This window comes from Saccharothrix saharensis, from assembly GCF_006716745.1.
Lineage (GTDB): Bacteria > Actinomycetota > Actinomycetes > Mycobacteriales > Pseudonocardiaceae > Actinosynnema > Actinosynnema saharense.
Genome location: NZ_VFPP01000001.1, coordinates 3,948,125 through 3,964,628, shown reverse-complemented (window position 1 = coordinate 3,964,628; position 16,504 = coordinate 3,948,125). Strand labels below are relative to the sequence as shown.

At 73.9% G+C, this 16,504-nt stretch carries 17 protein-coding genes and 1 pseudogene; 10 read left to right on the top strand and 8 right to left on the bottom strand.

The annotated features are described in order from the left end of the window. The first annotated feature begins 56 nt into the window (after positions 1–56). From mshB to FHX81_RS17065, 3 genes are read left to right on the top strand one after another with little or no spacing between them, the layout of a single operon-like run. The gene (mshB, locus tag FHX81_RS17075) at positions 57–896 is read left to right on the top strand and encodes an N-acetyl-1-D-myo-inositol-2-amino-2-deoxy-alpha-D-glucopyranoside deacetylase (protein WP_141979112.1); all 840 of its coding nucleotides are present in this window, start codon (positions 57–59) and stop codon (positions 894–896) included. Further along, positions 893–1,285, top strand: coding sequence for a hypothetical protein (locus FHX81_RS17070; RefSeq protein ID WP_141979111.1), 393 nt, complete (start codon positions 893–895; stop codon positions 1,283–1,285). Before mshB ends, FHX81_RS17070 begins: the two co-directional genes overlap by 4 nt. After that, on the top strand, positions 1,266–1,994 hold the full coding sequence (locus tag FHX81_RS17065) for a hypothetical protein (RefSeq protein WP_141979110.1): 729 nt from the start codon (positions 1,266–1,268) through the stop codon (positions 1,992–1,994). Before FHX81_RS17070 ends, FHX81_RS17065 begins: the two co-directional genes overlap by 20 nt. Here the strand turns inward: FHX81_RS17065 and FHX81_RS17060 are convergent. Next, complete coding sequence (locus FHX81_RS17060; protein WP_141979109.1) at positions 1,970–2,707, bottom strand: GNAT family N-acetyltransferase; 738 nt, start codon at positions 2,705–2,707, stop codon at positions 1,970–1,972. The two genes, FHX81_RS17065 and FHX81_RS17060, sit on opposite strands and share 25 nt — an antisense overlap. A gap of 146 nt (positions 2,708–2,853) precedes the next feature. Here FHX81_RS17060 and fdxA point away from each other — a divergent pair, with 146 nt between their 5' ends. Next, on the top strand, positions 2,854–3,180 hold the full coding sequence (fdxA, locus tag FHX81_RS17055; RefSeq protein WP_053716290.1) for a ferredoxin: 327 nt from the start codon (positions 2,854–2,856) through the stop codon (positions 3,178–3,180). After that, positions 3,177–4,277: a succinyldiaminopimelate transaminase gene (dapC, locus tag FHX81_RS17050; RefSeq protein WP_170232078.1), complete on the top strand. Its 1,101-nt coding sequence runs from the start codon at positions 3,177–3,179 to the stop codon at positions 4,275–4,277. The genes fdxA and dapC overlap by 4 nt, the downstream gene beginning before the upstream one ends. A 301-nt stretch (positions 4,278–4,578) precedes the next feature. On the opposite strand, the gene dapD is transcribed toward dapC, so the two are convergent. Beyond that, the gene (gene dapD / locus FHX81_RS17045) at positions 4,579–5,550 is read right to left on the bottom strand and encodes a 2,3,4,5-tetrahydropyridine-2,6-dicarboxylate N-succinyltransferase (protein WP_246107856.1); all 972 of its coding nucleotides are present in this window, start codon (positions 5,548–5,550) and stop codon (positions 4,579–4,581) included. Positions 5,551–5,575: 25 nt separating this feature from the next. Between dapD and dapE the strand changes: the two genes are divergently transcribed. The 3 genes from dapE to FHX81_RS17030 are packed head-to-tail and all read left to right on the top strand — an operon-like array spanning position 5,576 to position 7,966. Then, positions 5,576–6,655 carry a succinyl-diaminopimelate desuccinylase gene (gene dapE / locus FHX81_RS17040; protein WP_141979106.1) on the top strand — a complete coding sequence of 360 codons (1,080 nt, stop codon included), beginning with the start codon at positions 5,576–5,578 and terminating at the stop codon, positions 6,653–6,655. A gap of 10 nt (positions 6,656–6,665) precedes the next feature. Next, entirely contained in the window at positions 6,666–7,430 is a 765-nt protein-coding gene (locus FHX81_RS17035) for an LOG family protein (protein WP_141979105.1), read from the top strand. Then, on the top strand, positions 7,430–7,966 hold the full coding sequence (locus FHX81_RS17030; protein WP_141979104.1) for an LOG family protein: 537 nt from the start codon (positions 7,430–7,432) through the stop codon (positions 7,964–7,966). The genes FHX81_RS17035 and FHX81_RS17030 overlap by 1 nt, the downstream gene beginning before the upstream one ends. Here the strand turns inward: FHX81_RS17030 and FHX81_RS17025 are convergent. From FHX81_RS17025 to FHX81_RS17015, 3 genes are read right to left on the bottom strand one after another with little or no spacing between them, the layout of a single operon-like run. Further along, positions 7,959–9,002 carry a DNA glycosylase AlkZ-like family protein gene (locus tag FHX81_RS17025; RefSeq protein WP_141979103.1) on the bottom strand — a complete coding sequence of 348 codons (1,044 nt, stop codon included), beginning with the start codon at positions 9,000–9,002 and terminating at the stop codon, positions 7,959–7,961. The two genes, FHX81_RS17030 and FHX81_RS17025, sit on opposite strands and share 8 nt — an antisense overlap. After that, entirely contained in the window at positions 8,995–9,366 is a 372-nt protein-coding gene (locus FHX81_RS17020; protein WP_141979102.1) for a DUF3224 domain-containing protein, read from the bottom strand. Before FHX81_RS17020 ends, FHX81_RS17025 begins: the two co-directional genes overlap by 8 nt. 40 nt (positions 9,367–9,406) lie before the next feature. Beyond that, positions 9,407–10,897 (bottom strand): CocE/NonD family hydrolase, encoded by a 1,491-nt coding sequence (locus FHX81_RS17015; RefSeq protein ID WP_246107855.1) that lies wholly within the window; start codon positions 10,895–10,897, stop codon positions 9,407–9,409. 119 nt (positions 10,898–11,016) lie between these two features. Here FHX81_RS17015 and folP point away from each other — a divergent pair, with 119 nt between their 5' ends. Together folP and FHX81_RS17005 are read left to right on the top strand one after the other, a co-directional pair. Beyond that, positions 11,017–11,886: a dihydropteroate synthase gene (folP, locus tag FHX81_RS17010; RefSeq protein WP_141979100.1), complete on the top strand. Its 870-nt coding sequence runs from the start codon at positions 11,017–11,019 to the stop codon at positions 11,884–11,886. Further along, the gene (locus tag FHX81_RS17005; RefSeq protein ID WP_141979099.1) at positions 11,886–12,788 is read left to right on the top strand and encodes a glucosyl-3-phosphoglycerate synthase; all 903 of its coding nucleotides are present in this window, start codon (positions 11,886–11,888) and stop codon (positions 12,786–12,788) included. Before folP ends, FHX81_RS17005 begins: the two co-directional genes overlap by 1 nt. A 197-nt stretch (positions 12,789–12,985) precedes the next feature. On the opposite strand, the pseudogene FHX81_RS42050 reads toward FHX81_RS17005, so the two are convergent. From FHX81_RS42050 to FHX81_RS16990, 3 genes and pseudogenes are all read right to left on the bottom strand, one after another. Then, a pseudogene (locus tag FHX81_RS42050) lies at positions 12,986–13,711 on the bottom strand (ATP-binding cassette domain-containing protein); the annotation flags it as partial. Positions 13,712–14,169: 458 nt separating this feature from the next. Continuing rightward, positions 14,170–15,663, bottom strand: a complete 1,494-nt coding sequence (gene cydD, locus FHX81_RS16995; protein WP_246107854.1) for a thiol reductant ABC exporter subunit CydD — start codon at positions 15,661–15,663, stop codon at positions 14,170–14,172. Further along, the gene (locus tag FHX81_RS16990) at positions 15,650–16,495 is read right to left on the bottom strand and encodes a cytochrome d ubiquinol oxidase subunit II (RefSeq protein WP_170232077.1); all 846 of its coding nucleotides are present in this window, start codon (positions 16,493–16,495) and stop codon (positions 15,650–15,652) included. Before FHX81_RS16990 ends, cydD begins: the two co-directional genes overlap by 14 nt. Between the last annotated feature and the right edge of the window lie 9 nt (positions 16,496–16,504).

Here is a 16,504-nt window from a genome sequence, read left to right as displayed (position 1 = left end):
CGCCGGACCCGACCCTTGTGGCAGTCGGCGCGGCGGCGGCCCATTACTCTCATCCGGTGACGCTCACCGCTCCACCACGGTTGCTGCTGGTACACGCACACCCCGACGACGAGAGCCTGTGGACGGGCGGCACCATCGCCCGCTACTCGGCGCTGGGCGCGCACGTCACCGTGGTCACCTGCACCCTCGGCGAGGAGGGCGAGATCATCCCGCCCGCGCTCCGGGAGCTGACCGCGGCCAACGCCGACCAGCTCGGCGGGTACCGGGTCGCGGAACTGCGCTCGGCGTGCGCCGCGCTGGGCGTGACCGACCACCGGTTCCTCGGCGGCATCGGCCGCTGGCGCGACTCCGGCATGGCGGGCGTCGAGGCGAACGACCACCCGCGCGCGTTCGTCAACGGCTCGTTCGACGAGCAGGTCGCCGCCCTGTCCGAGATCATCTCGTCGGTGAAGCCGCAGGTCGTCGTCACCTACGACGCGTTCGGCGGCTACGGCCACCCCGACCACATCCGCGCCCACCAGATCACCACGGCCGCCGCGACGGACGTGGACCGCGTGTTCCACGCCGTGACGTCGCGCGCGGCGACCGAGGCGGGCGCGGCGGCGCTGGCCGAGATCGGGGACCTGCCGTGGCGGCTGCCCACCGAGGGCGAGCTGCCGGTCACCGACGACGCCGAGATCACCACCACCATCGACATCTCCGAGCACCTGGTCGCGAAGCTGCGGGCGTTGCGCGCGCACTCCACGCAGATCAGCGTGTGGCAGGACGGCGCGGGCCGGGCGAGCTACGCGCTGTCCAACGGCATCGCGCAGCCCGTCGTGCAGGCCGAGTACTACGTGCTGGCCAAGGGGCCCGCGGCCGGCGCGGAGGAGGACCTGTTCGGGGGGCTGGATTGAGCGATCGCCTGGCTCTCGCCGCGATCGGGGTCGCGGCGTTCGTGCTCGCGGTGCTGGAGCTGTTCTTCCTGCCGATGCGGCTGGACGGCACGCTGCTGCCGCGGGTGGACGACCTGCCGTTCCCGATCACGGTGGTGCTCGCGGTCGTGACGACGCCGCTGCTGGTGCTCGCCGCCTCGCGGTACGCGCACCGCACAGTGGGCGCCGTGTCGCCGCTGCTGGTGTGGGTCGGCACGTTGCTGCTGTTCGGCGTGTTCGGTCCGGGCGGCGACGTGGTACTCCTCAACGACTGGCGCACCCTGGTGCTGTTCGCCGGGGGTGCGCTGCCGGGCGCCATCGCCGTGGGCGCGCACATGGGGAGGACGGCCGGTGCCGGAGACGATCACTGACCGGGACGTGGTGCGGGCGCTGCGCCCGTTCGTGCGGGCCACCGGTCCGCTGCTGGACACGTTGCGCGACGTGAACCTGCTCGGCCTGCGCGACCGCGAGGTGGAGCGGGACGCCGACCGCGGGCTCGTGGACAAGCTGTGGGACCAATTGGCCGCGGTGAAGGTGCCGGGCACGGCCGCGTGGGCGCGGATGGACGTGCTCCAGCGCGACGAGTTCTGGCTCAACCGCGTCGGCCGGGTGGTGTCCCTCGTGGCGGCGCTGCCCGGCGTCGGCGGGGTGCTGGCCGACCGGCTGCCGATCCAGTCCGCGCTGGGCGCGGCGGGCCAGGGGCTGCTGCTGTCGGCGATCGCGGGCGAGCACGGGTTCACCTCCACCGAGGACCGGGTGCGGCTGCTCGCGCACGTGCTGTTCCAGCGGGAGGTCGACGGGTTGCCGGTCGACGAGCTCAAGGAGGACGAGCAGACCGCCGCGCTGACCGAGGAGCTGCGGGAGCGGTCCACGTTCCGGGCGATCGGCGCGACGATCTGGAAGCTCGCCAAGGTCCTCTGGAAGCTCGAGGACGAGCTGGACAAGCGGCCCCAGGGGCGGCTGTACCACCAGGCGCTGGGCATGCTGCCGGTCGTCGGCGTGGTGGGCGACTACTTCGGCGAGCGCTCGGCGTTGAAACGCGTCCGCAGGGCCGCCTACGCGTGGTTCGACACCCAGTAGCGGTAGCGGTGGTGCTCGACGCAGCCCAGCGACTCGTAGAGCGTGATCGCGGGCTTGTTGTGCTCGGCCACCTGGAGCGCGCACGTCGTGGCGCCGTGCTCCAGGCCCCACGCCGCGAGGCCGCCCATGAGGCCGCGCGCCAGGCCCAGCCGGCGCGCCTCGGGGCGGACGGCGAGCCGCGCCACGTGCAGCAGGTCGCCGACGACGGCGCCGCGCACGGCGGCGAGCACCTGCCCGTCGCGCACGACCGCGCCGAAGCCGACCCGGTCGCCGGACGCCAGCACGTGCCGCTGGGCGGGGGTGGGGTCGGGTTGGGCGGCCAGCTCCCACCATCCGGGAGATCCGGTGTCCGAAATGTCCACGTCGGCTGCCTTCGGAGTGGCGAACCCATCCAACCGACCGGTCATCACGAGCGACTCCGCGCCGCCCGGGTGATCCACATCGACCCGCCACCCGGCCGCCGCGACACCCTCCTCGGCGGGGGCGCCGACCACCACGTGCGCGGTCGGCCTGATCGCGTTGGCGGCTGCGAAGTCGATCACCACGCGCAGCGCGTCGGCCACCGGGACACCCGGATCACCCGTGGTCAGGGCGCTGTTGGCCCGTCCGGTGAACCCGCCCGCGGCCCTCAGCCGCCACTGCCCGAGCGGCCGGTCGACCAGTGCCGGCCACGCGTCCGCGCACCGCTGCTCCAACTCGGTCACTCCCCGCACCCCCGCATCGTGCCCCGCGCAGGTGAGCGGCGGTCTGTGAGCTGAACCACGGTGCCGATAAGGCAAGCCTGAGCGTTGGACAATCGACTCCGCCGCGTACTCTCCGGCTTGCGCGGTGTGGACCAGAACAAGAGCAGGAGAGCGCAGTGACCTATGTGATCGCCCAGCCGTGCGTGGACGTGCTCGACAAGGCGTGCATCGAAGAGTGCCCCGTCGACTGCATCTACGAAGGCGACCGGATGCTCTACATCCACCCGGATGAGTGCGTCGACTGTGGTGCTTGCGAGCCGGTGTGCCCCGTCGAGGCCATCTACTACGAGGACGACGTGCCGGACGAGTGGAAGGAGTACACGAAGGCGAACGTGGACTTCTTCGACGAGCTGGGGTCCCCCGGCGGCGCCTCGAAGGTCGGCAAGGTCAGCGCCGACCCCGCGTTCATCAAGGCTCTCCCCCCGCAGGCGTCGCACGAGTGACCTCCCGCACCTCGCGGGGGCTCCCGGACTTCCCCTGGGACTCGCTGGCCGACCACGCCGCCAAGGCGCGCACGCACCCCGGCGGCGTGGTCGACCTGTCCATCGGCACGCCGGTGGACCCGGTCCCGGAGCTGATCCGGCACGCCCTCGGCACGGTCGCCGACCAGCCCGGCTACCCGACCACGCACGGCACGCCGGCGTTGCGGGAGGCGGTCGTCGGCGCGTTGGCGCGGCGGCACGGCGTGCCGGGGCTCGACCCGGTGGCGGTGCTGCCGACGATCGGGTCGAAGGAGCTGGTGGCGTGGCTGCCGACGTTGCTGGGCCTGGGGCCGGGCGACGTGGTGGCCATCCCGGCGTTGTCGTACCCGACGTACGAGGTGGGTGCGCGGCTGGCGGGTGCCACGGTGGTGCGGCTGGCCGACGGCGAGCCGCCGCCGGTCGGGACGTCGCTGGTGTGGCTGAACTCGCCGTCCAACCCGACCGGTCGGGTGCTGCCCGAGGCGCAGCTCGCGCAGGCGGTGGCCGACGCGCGGGCGGTGGGCGCGGTGGTGGCGTCCGACGAGTGCTACCTGGCGTTGGCGTGGACGGCGTCGCCCGTGTCCGTGCTGCGGCCGTCGGTCAACGGCGGGTCGCTGGACGGGGTGCTGGCCGTGCACTCGCTGTCGAAGTCGTCGAGCCTGGCCGGGTACCGGGCGGGGTTCGTGACGGGCGACCCGGCGCTGGTGGCGTCGTTGCTGGAGGTGCGCAAGCACGCCGGGATGATCGTGCCGCGGCCCGTGCAGGCGGCGATCACGGCGGCGTTGAACGACGACGCGCACGTGGCCGAGCAGCGTGAGCGGTACCGGGCGCGGCGTGACGTGCTGCTGCCGGCGTTGACGGCGGCGGGCTTCACCGTGGACCACTCGGAGGCCGGGCTGTACCTGTGGTCGACCCGGGCCGGCGAGCCCGCGTGGGACACCGTCTCGTGGCTGGCCGACCGCGGCGTCCTGGCCGCCCCGGGTACGTTCTACGGCCCGACGGGCGACCGGCACGTCCGCATCGCCCTGACGGCCTCCGACGCCGCCATCTCCACCGCCGCCACCCGCCTGACCTCCTGACCCTCGAGAGTCGAACGCTCAAGTCCCGAGAGTCGAACGCTCAGGTCCCGTGAGTCGAACGCCCAGGTCCCGAGAGTCGAACGCCCAGGTCCCGAGAGTCGAACGCTCAGGTCCCTTGAATTCAACGCTCGGGCATACCGACCGGTTTGCCGAACGTTGAACTCGCGGGTCCTGAACGTTCGACACGCGGGACCTGAGCGTTCGACACGCGGGACCTGAGCGTTCGACTCGCGGGACCTGAACGTTCGACACGCGGGTCCTGGAGGTTCGACACGCGGGACCTGAGCGTTCGACGCTCGGGTCAGTCGTTGGCGTGGAGGGCGGCGTTCAGGGCGACGGTCCGGCCGTGGCGGGGGAGGACCTTGACGGCGCCGGTGGTCGAGTCGCGCAGGAACAACAGGTTCGGCACGCCGGACAGCTGACCCGCCTTCACGACGGTGCCGTCGGCGGCGGTCACCTTGGTGCCCGCGGTGATGTAGAGGCCGGCCTCCACGACGCAGTCGTCGCCCAACGAGATGCCCACGCCGCCGTTCGCGCCGATCAGGCACCGCTCGCCGATCGAGATGACCTGCTTGCCGCCACCGGACAGCGTGCCCATGATCGACGCCCCGCCGCCGACGTCCGACCCGTCACCGACGACGACACCGGCCGAGATGCGGCCCTCCACCATGGACGTGCCGAGCGTGCCCGCGTTGAAGTTCACGAACCCCTCGTGCATCACGGTCGTGCCGGACGCCAGGTGCGCGCCCATCCGGACCCGGTCCGCGTCCGCGATCCGCACCCCGCTCGGCACGACGTAGTCCACCATCCGGGGGAACTTGTCGACCCCGTACACGGTCACCGGCCCGCGCCCGCGCAGCCGCAGCCGGGTCTGCTCGAACCCCTCCACCGCGCACGGCCCGAAGTTCGTCCACACCACGTTGTTCAGCAGCCCGAACACGCCGTCCAGGTTCGCACCGTGCGGCCGCACGAGCCGCGTCGACAGCAGGTGCAGCCGCAGCCACACGTCGTAGGTGGAGGTCGGCGCGTCGGCCAGCGAGCCGATGCCGACCCGGACGCCGACGACCTCGACGTCGCGCTCGGCGTCCACGCCGAGCTGCTTGGCCGCGGCCTCGCCGAGCGCGGCCGAGACCTCCGCGGACGACAGCAGCGCCACACCGGGCTCCGCGTCCTCGAGCGACGGCGACGGGAACCACGTGTCCAGCACGGCGCCGGTAGGGGTGACGGTCGCGAGTCCGACGCCGTACGCGCCGGTGGGGTTTGCGGTGCTCACGGGTGTCAACGGTAACGTGCGCCGGGTGGCCGACACCTTGCACCTCGCCGCCGACCCCGTCGAGCTGACCGCCGCCCTGGTCGACATCCCCAGCGTCTCCGGCGACGAAGCGCGCCTCGCCGACCTCGTCGAACGGTCGCTCGAAGAGCAGACCGCCCTGGAGGTCACCCGGTCCGGCAACGCCGTGCTGGCCCGCACGAACCTCGGCCGCCCGTCCCGCGTCGTGCTCGCCGGCCACCTCGACACCGTGCCGATCAACGACAACCTGCCGTCCCGGCTGGAGCACGGCGTCCTGCACGGCTGCGGCACGGTCGACATGAAGGGCGGCGACGCGGTGATGCTGCACCTGGCCGCCACCGTCGCCGACCCGCGCCACGACCTGACGTTCATCTTCTACGACTGCGAGGAGGTCGAAGCCGTCCGCAACGGCCTCGGCCGCATCGAGCGCGAGCTGCCCGAGTGGCTGCGCGGCGACCTGGCGATCGTGTGCGAGCCGTCCAACGGCACCGTCGAGGCCGGCTGCCAGGGCACGATGCGCATCGACCTGCGCACGAAGGGCGTGCGCGCCCACACCGCCCGCGGGTGGATGGGCGTCAACGCGATCCACGCCATCGGTGACGCCCTGCGCCGCCTGGAGGCCTACGAGCCGCGCCAGGTCGAGATCGACGGCTGCCGGTACCGCGAGGGCCTGCAGGCCGTGCGGATCAGCGGCGGCGTGGCGGGCAACGTCGTGCCGGACGAGGCCGTGCTGACGGTCAACCACCGCTTCGCCCCCGACCGCACGCCCGAGCAGGCCGAGCAGCACCTGCGGGAGGTGTTCGAGGGCTACGACGTCACGGTCACCGACAGCTCGCCGGGCGCCCTGCCGGGCCTGCACGCGCCGACCACCCGTGAGCTGGTCGAAGCCGCCGGCGGCACCCCCGTGGCCAAGCTCGGCTGGACCGACGTGGCCCGGTTCGCCGCCCTGGGCATGCCCGCGGTGAACTTCGGGCCGGGTGACCCGACGCTCGCGCACACGCAGCAGGAGAACGTCCCGGTGGACCAGGTCCACCGGTGCGTCGACGTCCTGCGTCGCTTCCTCAGCCGCGACGGGGCACGCCACTAGACTCCACCCAATGACGGACAGCGTGGACGAGCACCCCAGGGAGAAGCAGCGCGGACCGGTCGTCCTGCGGCGCGGGCAGCGCGACGAGCTGACCACGACCGACCAGCGGCTGCTGGACTCGCGCGGTCCGAGCGACTGGGTGCACACCGACCCGTGGCGGGTGCTGCGCATCCAGGCGGAGTTCGTGGAGGGCTTCGGCGCGCTGGCCGAGCTGCCGAGCGCGGTCACGGTGTTCGGCTCGGCCCGCACCGGCCGCGACCACCCCGAGTACGAGATCGGCCGCAAGCTGGGCGGTGCGCTGGCCGAGGCCGGGTTCGCGGTGATCACCGGTGGCGGTCCGGGCGCGATGGAGGCGGTCAACCGGGGCTGCTCGGAGGCGGGCGGGTACTCGGTCGGCCTGGGCATCGAGCTGCCGTTCGAGCAGGGCCTGAACCCGTGGGTCGACCTGGGCGTGAACTTCCGCTACTTCTTCGTGCGCAAGACCATGTTCATCAAGTACTCGCAGGCGTTCATCTGCCTGCCGGGCGGGTTCGGCACGCTGGACGAGCTGTTCGAGGCGCTGACCCTGGTGCAGACGAAGAAGGTCACCAAGTTCCCGGTGGTGCTGTTCGGCAAGTCCTACTGGCAGGGCCTGTACGACTGGGTGCGCGACTCGGTGCTGGACAGCGGCAAGGTCGGCGAGAAGGACCTGGACCTGCTGCACCTGACCGACGACATCGACGACGCGGTGCGCGTGGTGAACGACGCGCACAAGGCGTGGGCGGACGCGCACTGATGACGCGGGTCACCGTGTACTGCGGGTCGTTGCGCACGGTTCCGCGGAGCTACCTGGACCTCGCGGCCGACGTGGGCGCGCGCATCGCGGCCCGCGGCTGGTCGTTGACGTGGGGCGGTGGCCGCACGTCGATGATGGGCGCGGTGGCGCGGGCGGCCCGGGAGGGCGGGGCCCGCACCACCGGCGTGATCCCGCGCGACCTGGTCGACCGCGAGGTGGCCGACTCCGACGCCGACGAGCTGCTGGTCGTGGAGACCATGCGCGACCGCAAGGCGTTGATGGAGGCGCACGGCGACGCGTTCCTGGCGCTGCCGGGCGGCATCGGCACCTGCGAGGAGCTGTTCGAGGTGTGGACGTCGCGGGTGCTGGCCATGCACGCCAAGCCGGTGGTGCTGCTGGACGTGGACGGCCACTACCGCGGCCTGGTGACGTGGCTGGAGGAGCTGCGCGAACGCGGTTTCGTGTCCCCGTTCGCGCTCGACTCCCTCGTGGTCACCGACGACGTCGACGCGGCCCTGGACGCCTGCGCTAGCTGACCCGCGCGCCGTCGAGGCCGCGCGCGACCGCCAGCCGCGCGGCCTCCTCGGCGAACATGTCCACGTCCAGCGGCACGAACGGCGACACCTTCACGTCCAGCCGGGAGCCCGCCGCCTTGGCCTGCCACGTGCCCAGGACCTCCCCGTCCACCAGCAGGGCCCCGCGTCGGCCCAGGATGCGCCACACCTGCTTCTGGTGCGCCTTGTCCGGCACGAGCAGGTCGCGGTCGCGGGCGTTGAGGTACGGGTCCAGCGGTGGCAGCAGCCGCACGACCTCGGGCTCGGGCGGGTCCTCGAACGCCGCCATCCGGTCGGCCGGCAGCCACGCCCGCTTCGACACGGCGACCAGGTCGTCCGGCCACGCGTCCTTCACATCCCGCACCGGCGCGCCGAAGTAGTGCGCCACCTCGGACGGCCCGGCGGGCCCGTGCAGCCGCAGGTAGTCGGCGATCAGCGCGGCGAAGCCCTCGCCGCGCGCGGGCACGTCCCGCCGGTCCTCCAGCGGCACGAACGTCACCGTCCGCTCCGCCGGGTCGAACCGCAGCCCGGCGGGCAGCACGGCCAGGCGGAAGATCGGGTCCGGCACGTGCGTGGCGTCGCAGCCCCGGCACCAGCCGGTGAGCTCCGGGCGGACCCGGGCGGTGAGGCGGGACGACGCCTCGCCCTTCGTCATCGGCCCGGTCACCACGTCCCGCAACGCCACCGCGACCTCGTGCAGCGCGGCCAGGCCGTCCGCCACCGGCGGCCGGTTCATCCGGGCCACCGCGTCGGCGTCGCTCAACGGCCACAGCCGGGCCGCCAGCGCGGGCACCTCGGCGGCCCGGTGCCAGTGAGGCGCACCCCGCACGCTCCACGTGAGCGTGAACGCGCCCAGGTCGGGCACCCGGTCCAGCCGGGCCGCCAGCGCCGGTACCGCCGACCGCTCCGAGTCCTGCAGGCCGAGGTCGAACACCCGCAGGTCGGCCGCGTCGGTGGTGGCGCGGTCGAACTGGTGCGCGGCGACCCGGTACGCGATCACCCGTTCCCGGTCAGCCAAGGTCGTGGTCCAGCGTGATCAGCTCGTGCTCCAGCCGGGCCGTGCCGGAGATCCCGGCCAGCTCGCCGGTGCCGGAACCGGGCACGATGTGACCCCAGAACCGCTCGCCGGCGGGCGACATGACCGCGCCGTGCTGGAGCACGAACGTCCCCGACCGGCCCTCCACGGTGCCCGTGAACCGCTCGGTGCCCACGTAGCCCGCCGAACCGTCCGACGGCTGGCACATCGTCAGCTCGGCCGTGCTGGTGCCCTCCATGGCGCCGGTGTACGCCTTGTCCACGATCGCCCGGCCCAGCTGCGGCTCGGCCTCGTCGTAGACCGTCTGGTCCCACCGGGTGATCTTGAAGGTCGACTTGGATTCCATGCGGGCGATACTCGCAGGTATTCCTGCCACCTGCCGTCAGCTACCCCCTCGGCACCTCGATCCACGAGTCCGCGCCGAAGGTCACCGACGAGCCGAGCGTGCTGGACCCCTGGTACCGCGCGTCCACGGTGTCCACGACCAGCACCAGCCGGTTGCCCGCCGCGACGTCCCACACCACGGGCTCCAGCGCCAGGTCCACCACCCGCGTCCCGGTCCCGGTCAGCGTCACCGGCTTGTGCGTGACCAGCGCGCCCAGGCCCAGGGCGTTCACCTCGTACAGGTACGCGTACAGCGTCGTCCGCGCCGCTCCCGGCGTCACGGTCAGCCGGACCCGGGGCGTGCCGCTGACCGACGTGCCGCTCCACTGCACGGGCCCCCGCCACACCGCCGCCGCACCCCGGTCGATCAACGGGGTGGAGACGCCCACCGGCAGGTTCAGGAACCCCTGCAACGCCCCGGACACCAGCACCGTGCCGCTCTCGGCGATGGTCGGCCACCCGGTGCCGATCCGGTCCGCCGCCAACGCCACCTTGTCCGTCCGGGCCGTCACCGCCGCCCACGACGGGTACGCGCGCCACGCGCCGCCGTTGTTCGGCTTCACCTGCACGGGCAGCTCGCGCTCGATCCCGTTGGCCTCGCCCCCGAGGTGGTGGCCGAACCAGCGGCCCACCGACGTCCAGATCTCGTTCGGCAGCCCGGCCGCGCCGAACAGCTCCGCCGTCGCGTGGTCGCCCGGCGACAGCATCAGCCGCTTGGGCCCGGTCAGCGCGCCGAAGAAGTCGGTGATCTGGCCGGGCGCGAACAGCCCGTCGTTCCACGCGTTGCCGATCAGCACCGCGGCCTTGATGGACGACACGTGCGAGGCGGGCGACCGCGGCGGCGAGATCGGCAGCACGTCGGCGAACCGGTTCTCCCGGTACGCCGTCTCCGCGTCGCGCAGCACCGGCCCCGGCCGGCCGGTCAGCTTCCCGGCCGCCAGCAGCAGCTCCACCGCCTGCGCGCTGACCGTCTCGTTCGGGTACAGCGACCGCGCCAGGTCGGTCCACGTGCTCAGCGCCGCCACCGCCTTGATCCGCGGGTCGCGCGCGGCGGCCAGCAGCGACTGGCCCGCGCCGTAGGAGATGCCGCCCACGCCGACGCGAGCCGGGTCGCCGGCCGCGTGCGCGAGCCCCCAGTCGATCACCCGGCTGACGTCGGCCACGGTGTCCGGCCCGGCCACGTCGACCTCGCCGGCCGAGTCGTAGAACCCGCGCGAGGTGTAGCTGATCACCGAGTAGCCGGACCCGTAGGCGAGCTTGGCGGCCGCGCCGACGTACTCGATGTTGTTCACGCCCCAGCTCGACGGCAGCACGATCAGCGGGAACGGTCCGCTGCCGCGCCCGGTCGGCGTGACGACGAACGCCTTCAACGGCGTGCCGCCCTCACCGGGGATCGTCCGGTAGGCGACCGCGAAGCCGGGGGCCGCCTGGGCGGGCGGTGCGAGCACGAGCGCCACCAGGGCGGCGAGCAGGAGGGGAAGTGATCGGCGCACGAGGTCCTCCTTGACCGTGACCGGGATCACGCAGGGTGTTACTCGGGAGTAAACACGAACCGTACTCGCCAGTAGCACGGATCTGTGACGCAGCTCACCCGCAGGTCGGACGTGGCACGATGCCGGTCATGCGGTTCGGTTCACGAGAGGTCGCCGAAGATCGCGCGCTGGTGATGGCGATCGTCAACCGGACGCGCGACTCGTTCTACGACCGCGGCGCGACGTTCGCCGACGACGCCGCCATGGCCGCGGTGGACCGGGCGGTCGCCGACGGCGCGGACATCGTCGACATCGGCGGGGTCCGGGCGGGTTCCCGGGGCGAGGCGGTCGACACGGCCGAGGAGGCGCGGCGGGTCGTGCCGTTCGTCGCGGCGGTCCGCGAACGCCACCCGGACCTGGTGATCAGCGTCGACACGTGGCGGCACGAGGTGGGCCGCGCGGTGTGCGAGGTGGGCGCGGACCTGATCAACGACACGTGGGCGGGCGCGGACCCGGCGCTGGCCGAGGTGGCGGCCGAGTTCGGCGTGGGCATCGTCTGCTCGCACACCGGCGGCCTCGAACCGCGCACCGACCCGCACCGCGTCCGGTACGCCGACGTGGTGGCGTCCGTGGCGGCGGAGCTGGTCGAACGCGCCGAGCGGATGGTCGCGCTGGGCGTGCCCGCGGCGGGTGTGCTGATCGACCCGACCCACGACTTCGGCAAGAACACCTGGCACGGCCTGGAGCTGCTGCGGCGGCTGGACGAGCTGGTGGCGACCGGGTGGCCGGTGCTGATGGCGGTGTCGAACAAGGACTTCGTCGGCGAGACCCTGGGCGCCGGGGTGGACGACCGGGTCGACGGCACGCTGGCCGCGACGTCCGTGGCGGCGTGGTCGGGCGCGAAGGTGTTCCGGGCGCACCAGGTGCGGCAGACCCGGCGGGTGGTGGAGATGGTGGCGAGCATCGCGGGCACGCGTCCGCCGGCCCGGGTGCTGAGGGCGCTGGCCTGATGGCGGACTGGTTCGCGGCCAACACCTGGCAGGGTCCGCGGTGGACTGTCGAGGAGCTCCTGGCGCACAAGGGGAGTCGCACGGTCAGCGTGGTCCTGCCCGCGCTCGACGAGGAGGCCACGGTCGGTGGCGTCGTGGCCGTCGTGCGCCCGCTGCTCGGCGGCCTCGTCGACGAGCTGGTCGTCATGGACTCCGGGTCCACCGACGCCACCGCGGCGCGTGCGGAGGAGGCCGGGGCGCGGGTCGTGCGCCGGACCGACGTGCTGCCCGACCTGGCACCCCGGCCCGGCAAGGGCGAGGTGCTGTGGCGGTCGCTGGCCGCCACGACCGGGGACCTGGTGGTGTTCCTCGACTCCGACCTGGTCGACCCCGACCCCGACTTCGTGCCCGCCCTGCTCGGCCCGCTGCTCACCCGCGCCGGCGTGCACCTGGTCAAGGGCTTCTACCGGCGGCCGCTGCGGCTGGAGAGCACCGGCGGCGGCCGGGTCACCGAACTGGCGGCCCGGCCGCTGCTCAACGCCCTGCGGCCGGAGCTCGCCGGTGTCGTGCAGCCGTTGGGCGGCGAGTACGCGGGCACGCGCGCGTTCCTGGAGTCGGTGCCGTTCGCGCCCGGCTACGGGGTGGAGATCGGGTTGCTGCTCGACGCGCACGCCCGGTACGGGCTGGACGGGATCGCGCAGGTCAACCTGGGTGTGCGCAAGCACCGCAACCGGGACCTGCACCAGCTCGGGCCGATGGCGGCTCAGATCGCGGTCACCGCGCTGCGCCGGTGCGGGGTGCCGGTGGGGTCGTCCACGTTGACGCAGTTCGTGCCGTTCGAGGGGGAGTGGCTGCCGTCGCCGGTGGACGTGCCCGCCGAGGACCGGCCGGCCATGCGCTCGGTGCTCCAGCGGTCGCGGTAGTAGCCCGGCGCGGCGACCAGGTCCGCGTGCCGGCCCTCGCGGGTGACGCGGCCGTCCTCGAAGACCAGGACCCGGTCGAAGTCGGCCAGCGGCGCGAGCCGGTGCGTGACCAGCACGACGGTGCCGCGGGCGTGGGCGAGGACCCGGCGCAGGACGGCGTCACCGTGCTCGACGTCCAGGCCTTCGACGGGTTCGTCCAGGAGCAGGACGTCGGGGTCGGCCAGGAGGGCGCGGGCGAGCAGCAGGCGTTGCCGCTGGCCGCCGGACAGGGCGTCGCCGTCCTCGCCGACGACGGTGTCCCAGGGCACGTCCAGGTCGACCAGGGCCGCGACCCGGTCGAGGTCGGCGCGTGACGCGTCGGGCCGGGCGAGCCGGACGTTGGCCTCCGCGGTGGCGTGGAAGACGTGCGCGTCGTCCAGCACGCCCTTGGCGACTCCGGGGTGTGCGGCGGCCAACGCCCGCAGGAACGTGCTCTTGCCCGCGCCGCTCGCGCCGACCACGCCGATCCGGCCCACCGGCAGGTCCACGCAGGGTGCCGGGCGTGGAGCCGCCCGCAACGCCGCCCGCACCCGGCGGACCGACCCGCGTGCCCCGGCCCACCTCTCCGCGGCCGACGCCAGCGGGGTCGCCACCTCCAGCACGGCGATCGAGCCGAGCACCACGTGTGCGGGCGCGCCGGATCGCAGGAACGCCAGGGCCACCCCGAACTGCACGACCACGGCCGCCGCCGCCAGGGCCGCCGGGGCGAAACCACCCCGGCGTTCCCGGTCGGCCAGGGCGTCGACGACCCGGCCGGTCGCGTCCAGCTCGCGGTCCAGCGCGCCGAACGCGGTCAACTCCGCGGCGCCGTCCAGCAGCACGACCGTCCGCTCCGCCAGTTCCGACCGCAGCGGTGCGAGCGCCCGCAGGTGCCGTCGCGCCATCCGGAACGCCGCCCACGGGATGACGAGCACGGTCGCCGGCAGCCCGACCACCATCGGCCAGGCGAACCCGGTCGCGACCGCTGCCGCCGAGCCCACCACGACCGCCACCGCACCCGGCAACGCGCACCGCACCAGCGCGTCCTGCACGCTGTCCACATCGGACACGAGCCGGGTGAGCGCGTCACCGCGGGGCAGCGGCCGGCGCAGCAACGCGTCGTACACGCGCCCGCGAACCTCCGCCAGGTGCCGCAACACCGCCGAGTGCCCGGCCAGCCGCTCCGCGTACCGCATGCCGCCGCGTGCCACGGCCAGCGCCCGCACGGCCACGATCGCCACCACCAACGCCGACAGCGGCGGCTGCTCCGCGGCCCGCACCACGAGCCACACCGCCGTGACCGTCAACCCGATGCCGGCGAGCTCGGCCCCCACCCCGGCCACCACCGCGACCACCAGCCGCCTCATCCGAACGCCACCACCCGGTCGACCTCGCCCAGCACGGCCGGCCGGTGGGCGACGACCAGGGCCGTCCGCCCCGCCGCGAGCCGCCGGGTCGCCCGCAGCACCGCCTCCTCCGTGCCGCCGTCCAGCCGGGACGTCGGCTCGTCCAGCAGCAGCAACCCCGCACCGTCCCGGACCAGCGCCCGCGCCAACGCCACCCGCTGCCGCTCGCCGGAGGACAACGGGTGCCCGGCGTCGACCAGGTGCGCCAACCCCACCTCCGCGGCCGCCGCGCGCACGTCGCCGGACGACCCGAGCGCGATGTTCTCACCGACCGTGCCGGGGAACAGCGTCGGCCGCTGCGGCACCCAGGCCACCTGCCGCAACCACGACTCCCGGTCGAACTCGCGCAAGTCCACCCCGTCCACCAGCACCCGCCCTTCCTCCGGTGTGACGAACCCCAGCAGCAACGCCAGCACCGTGCTCTTCCCCGCCCCGCTGGGCCCGACCAGCCCGACCCGCTCACCGGCCCCGACCCGCAACGACAACGCGCCCAGCGCCGCCCGCCCCGGGTACCGGACGACCGCCCGGTCCACCACGATCTCCGCCGTCCGCACGTCGGGCACCCGCGCGGTCGCGACGGCCCGGCCCGTCGGCGCGGGCACGGCCTCCAGGACCGCCAAGCCCTCCGCCGAGGCGTGGAACTGCGCACCCGCCGCCCGCAGCGGCAGGTAGGCCTCCGGCGCGAGCAGCAGCACCAGCAACGCCACCGGCAACGTCACGCCGCCGTGCAGCAGCCGCAACCCCACCGGCACCGCCACCAGCGCCACCGACAGCGTCGCCACCAGCTCCAGCACGAGCGCCGACAGGAACGCCACCCGCAGCGTGCGCATGGTGGCCGCCGCGTGCGCCCCCGCCATCGCCCGCACGGTCGCCGCCTGCGCCGCCGCCCGCCCGAACACCTGCAACGTCCCCAGCCCGCGCACCACGTCCAGGAAGTGCCCACCGACCACCGCCGACCCGGCCCACTGCGCCCGCGTCCGTTCCCGCGCGCGCAGGCCGACCAACGCCGCGAACACCGGCACCAACGGCAACGTCACCAGCACCACCACCGCGGACGTCAGGTCGGCGAACGACAGCCGCGCCACGACCGCCACCGGCACCACGGCCGCCACCACCAACTGCGGCAGGTACCCGGCGAAGTACGGCTCGACCGCGTCCACGCCCTTCACCACCAGCGTCGCCACCGACCCGGCCCGGCCCGGCGTCCCGCACGACTCGCGCAGCGCCCGCTTCCGCAGCGACGCCTTCACCGCGGCCGCGTGCCGCCGCGTCACGACCCGCCCGCCCCACAGCACGGACCCGCGCGCCACGACCACCGCCACCAGCCACCACGGCGACCACCCGCCGGCCAGCACGGACGCCAGCACCTCGGCCTGCGCGAGCACCACCGCCGCCGTCAGCACCGCCACCGCGGACAGCACCACGACGTACCGCCGGTCAACGTGCCGCACGGGACATCCACCAGGTCGCCCACTGGAACACCAGCACCAGCGGCACCACGACGACCGCCGCCCAGGTCAGCACCCGCAACGTCGACACGTCCGCCATCACCGACACCGTCACCACCGACCGCGCCCCGAACACGCCCAGCACGGGCAACGCGCAGATCGCCGCGCTGCAGGCGAAACCGGTCCGGTACCGCTCAACCCGCAAGGCCGCCCACACCGCGCCGAGCAACCCCAGCGCCACCACCGCCGTCACCCCGAAGGCCGGCACCGGCACGGGCCCGGCCGTCACCACGGCCGCCACCACGAAAACCGCCGCGCACGGCACCAGCACCCCCGCGACCCGCCGGGCCCGCGACCGCAACCCACCCGACAGCCGCCAGCTCAGGAACACCGCGCCGTGCAGGGAGAACAGCACCACCATCCCCGCGCCCCAGAGGACCGCGGGCCCACCGAGCACCCGCCCGAGCAGCACACCCCACCCCGAGGCGACCACCACGGCGCCGCCCACCAGTGGGAAGTCCCACCCGGGCGACCGCAACTGCACCGCGACCGTGAAGCACACCAACCCGGCCAGCAGCACCGCGAACACCGTGTGCTGCGACGACAGCAACTCGCCCTCCAACCGGGGGAACGCCCCGAACAGCACGCCGACCGCCGCGACCAGCCACACCTCGTTGCCGAGGAAGAACGGCGTCACCGCCCGCAGCACCGCCCGTCGGTCGCCCTCGTCCCGCCCGACCAGCCGCAACAACACCCCCACCCCGTAGTCGAACCCGGCCAGCGCGAAATAACCGCAGGTCAGGAACGCCAGCAGGGCGACCCAGACACCTTCCACGACGAGCAC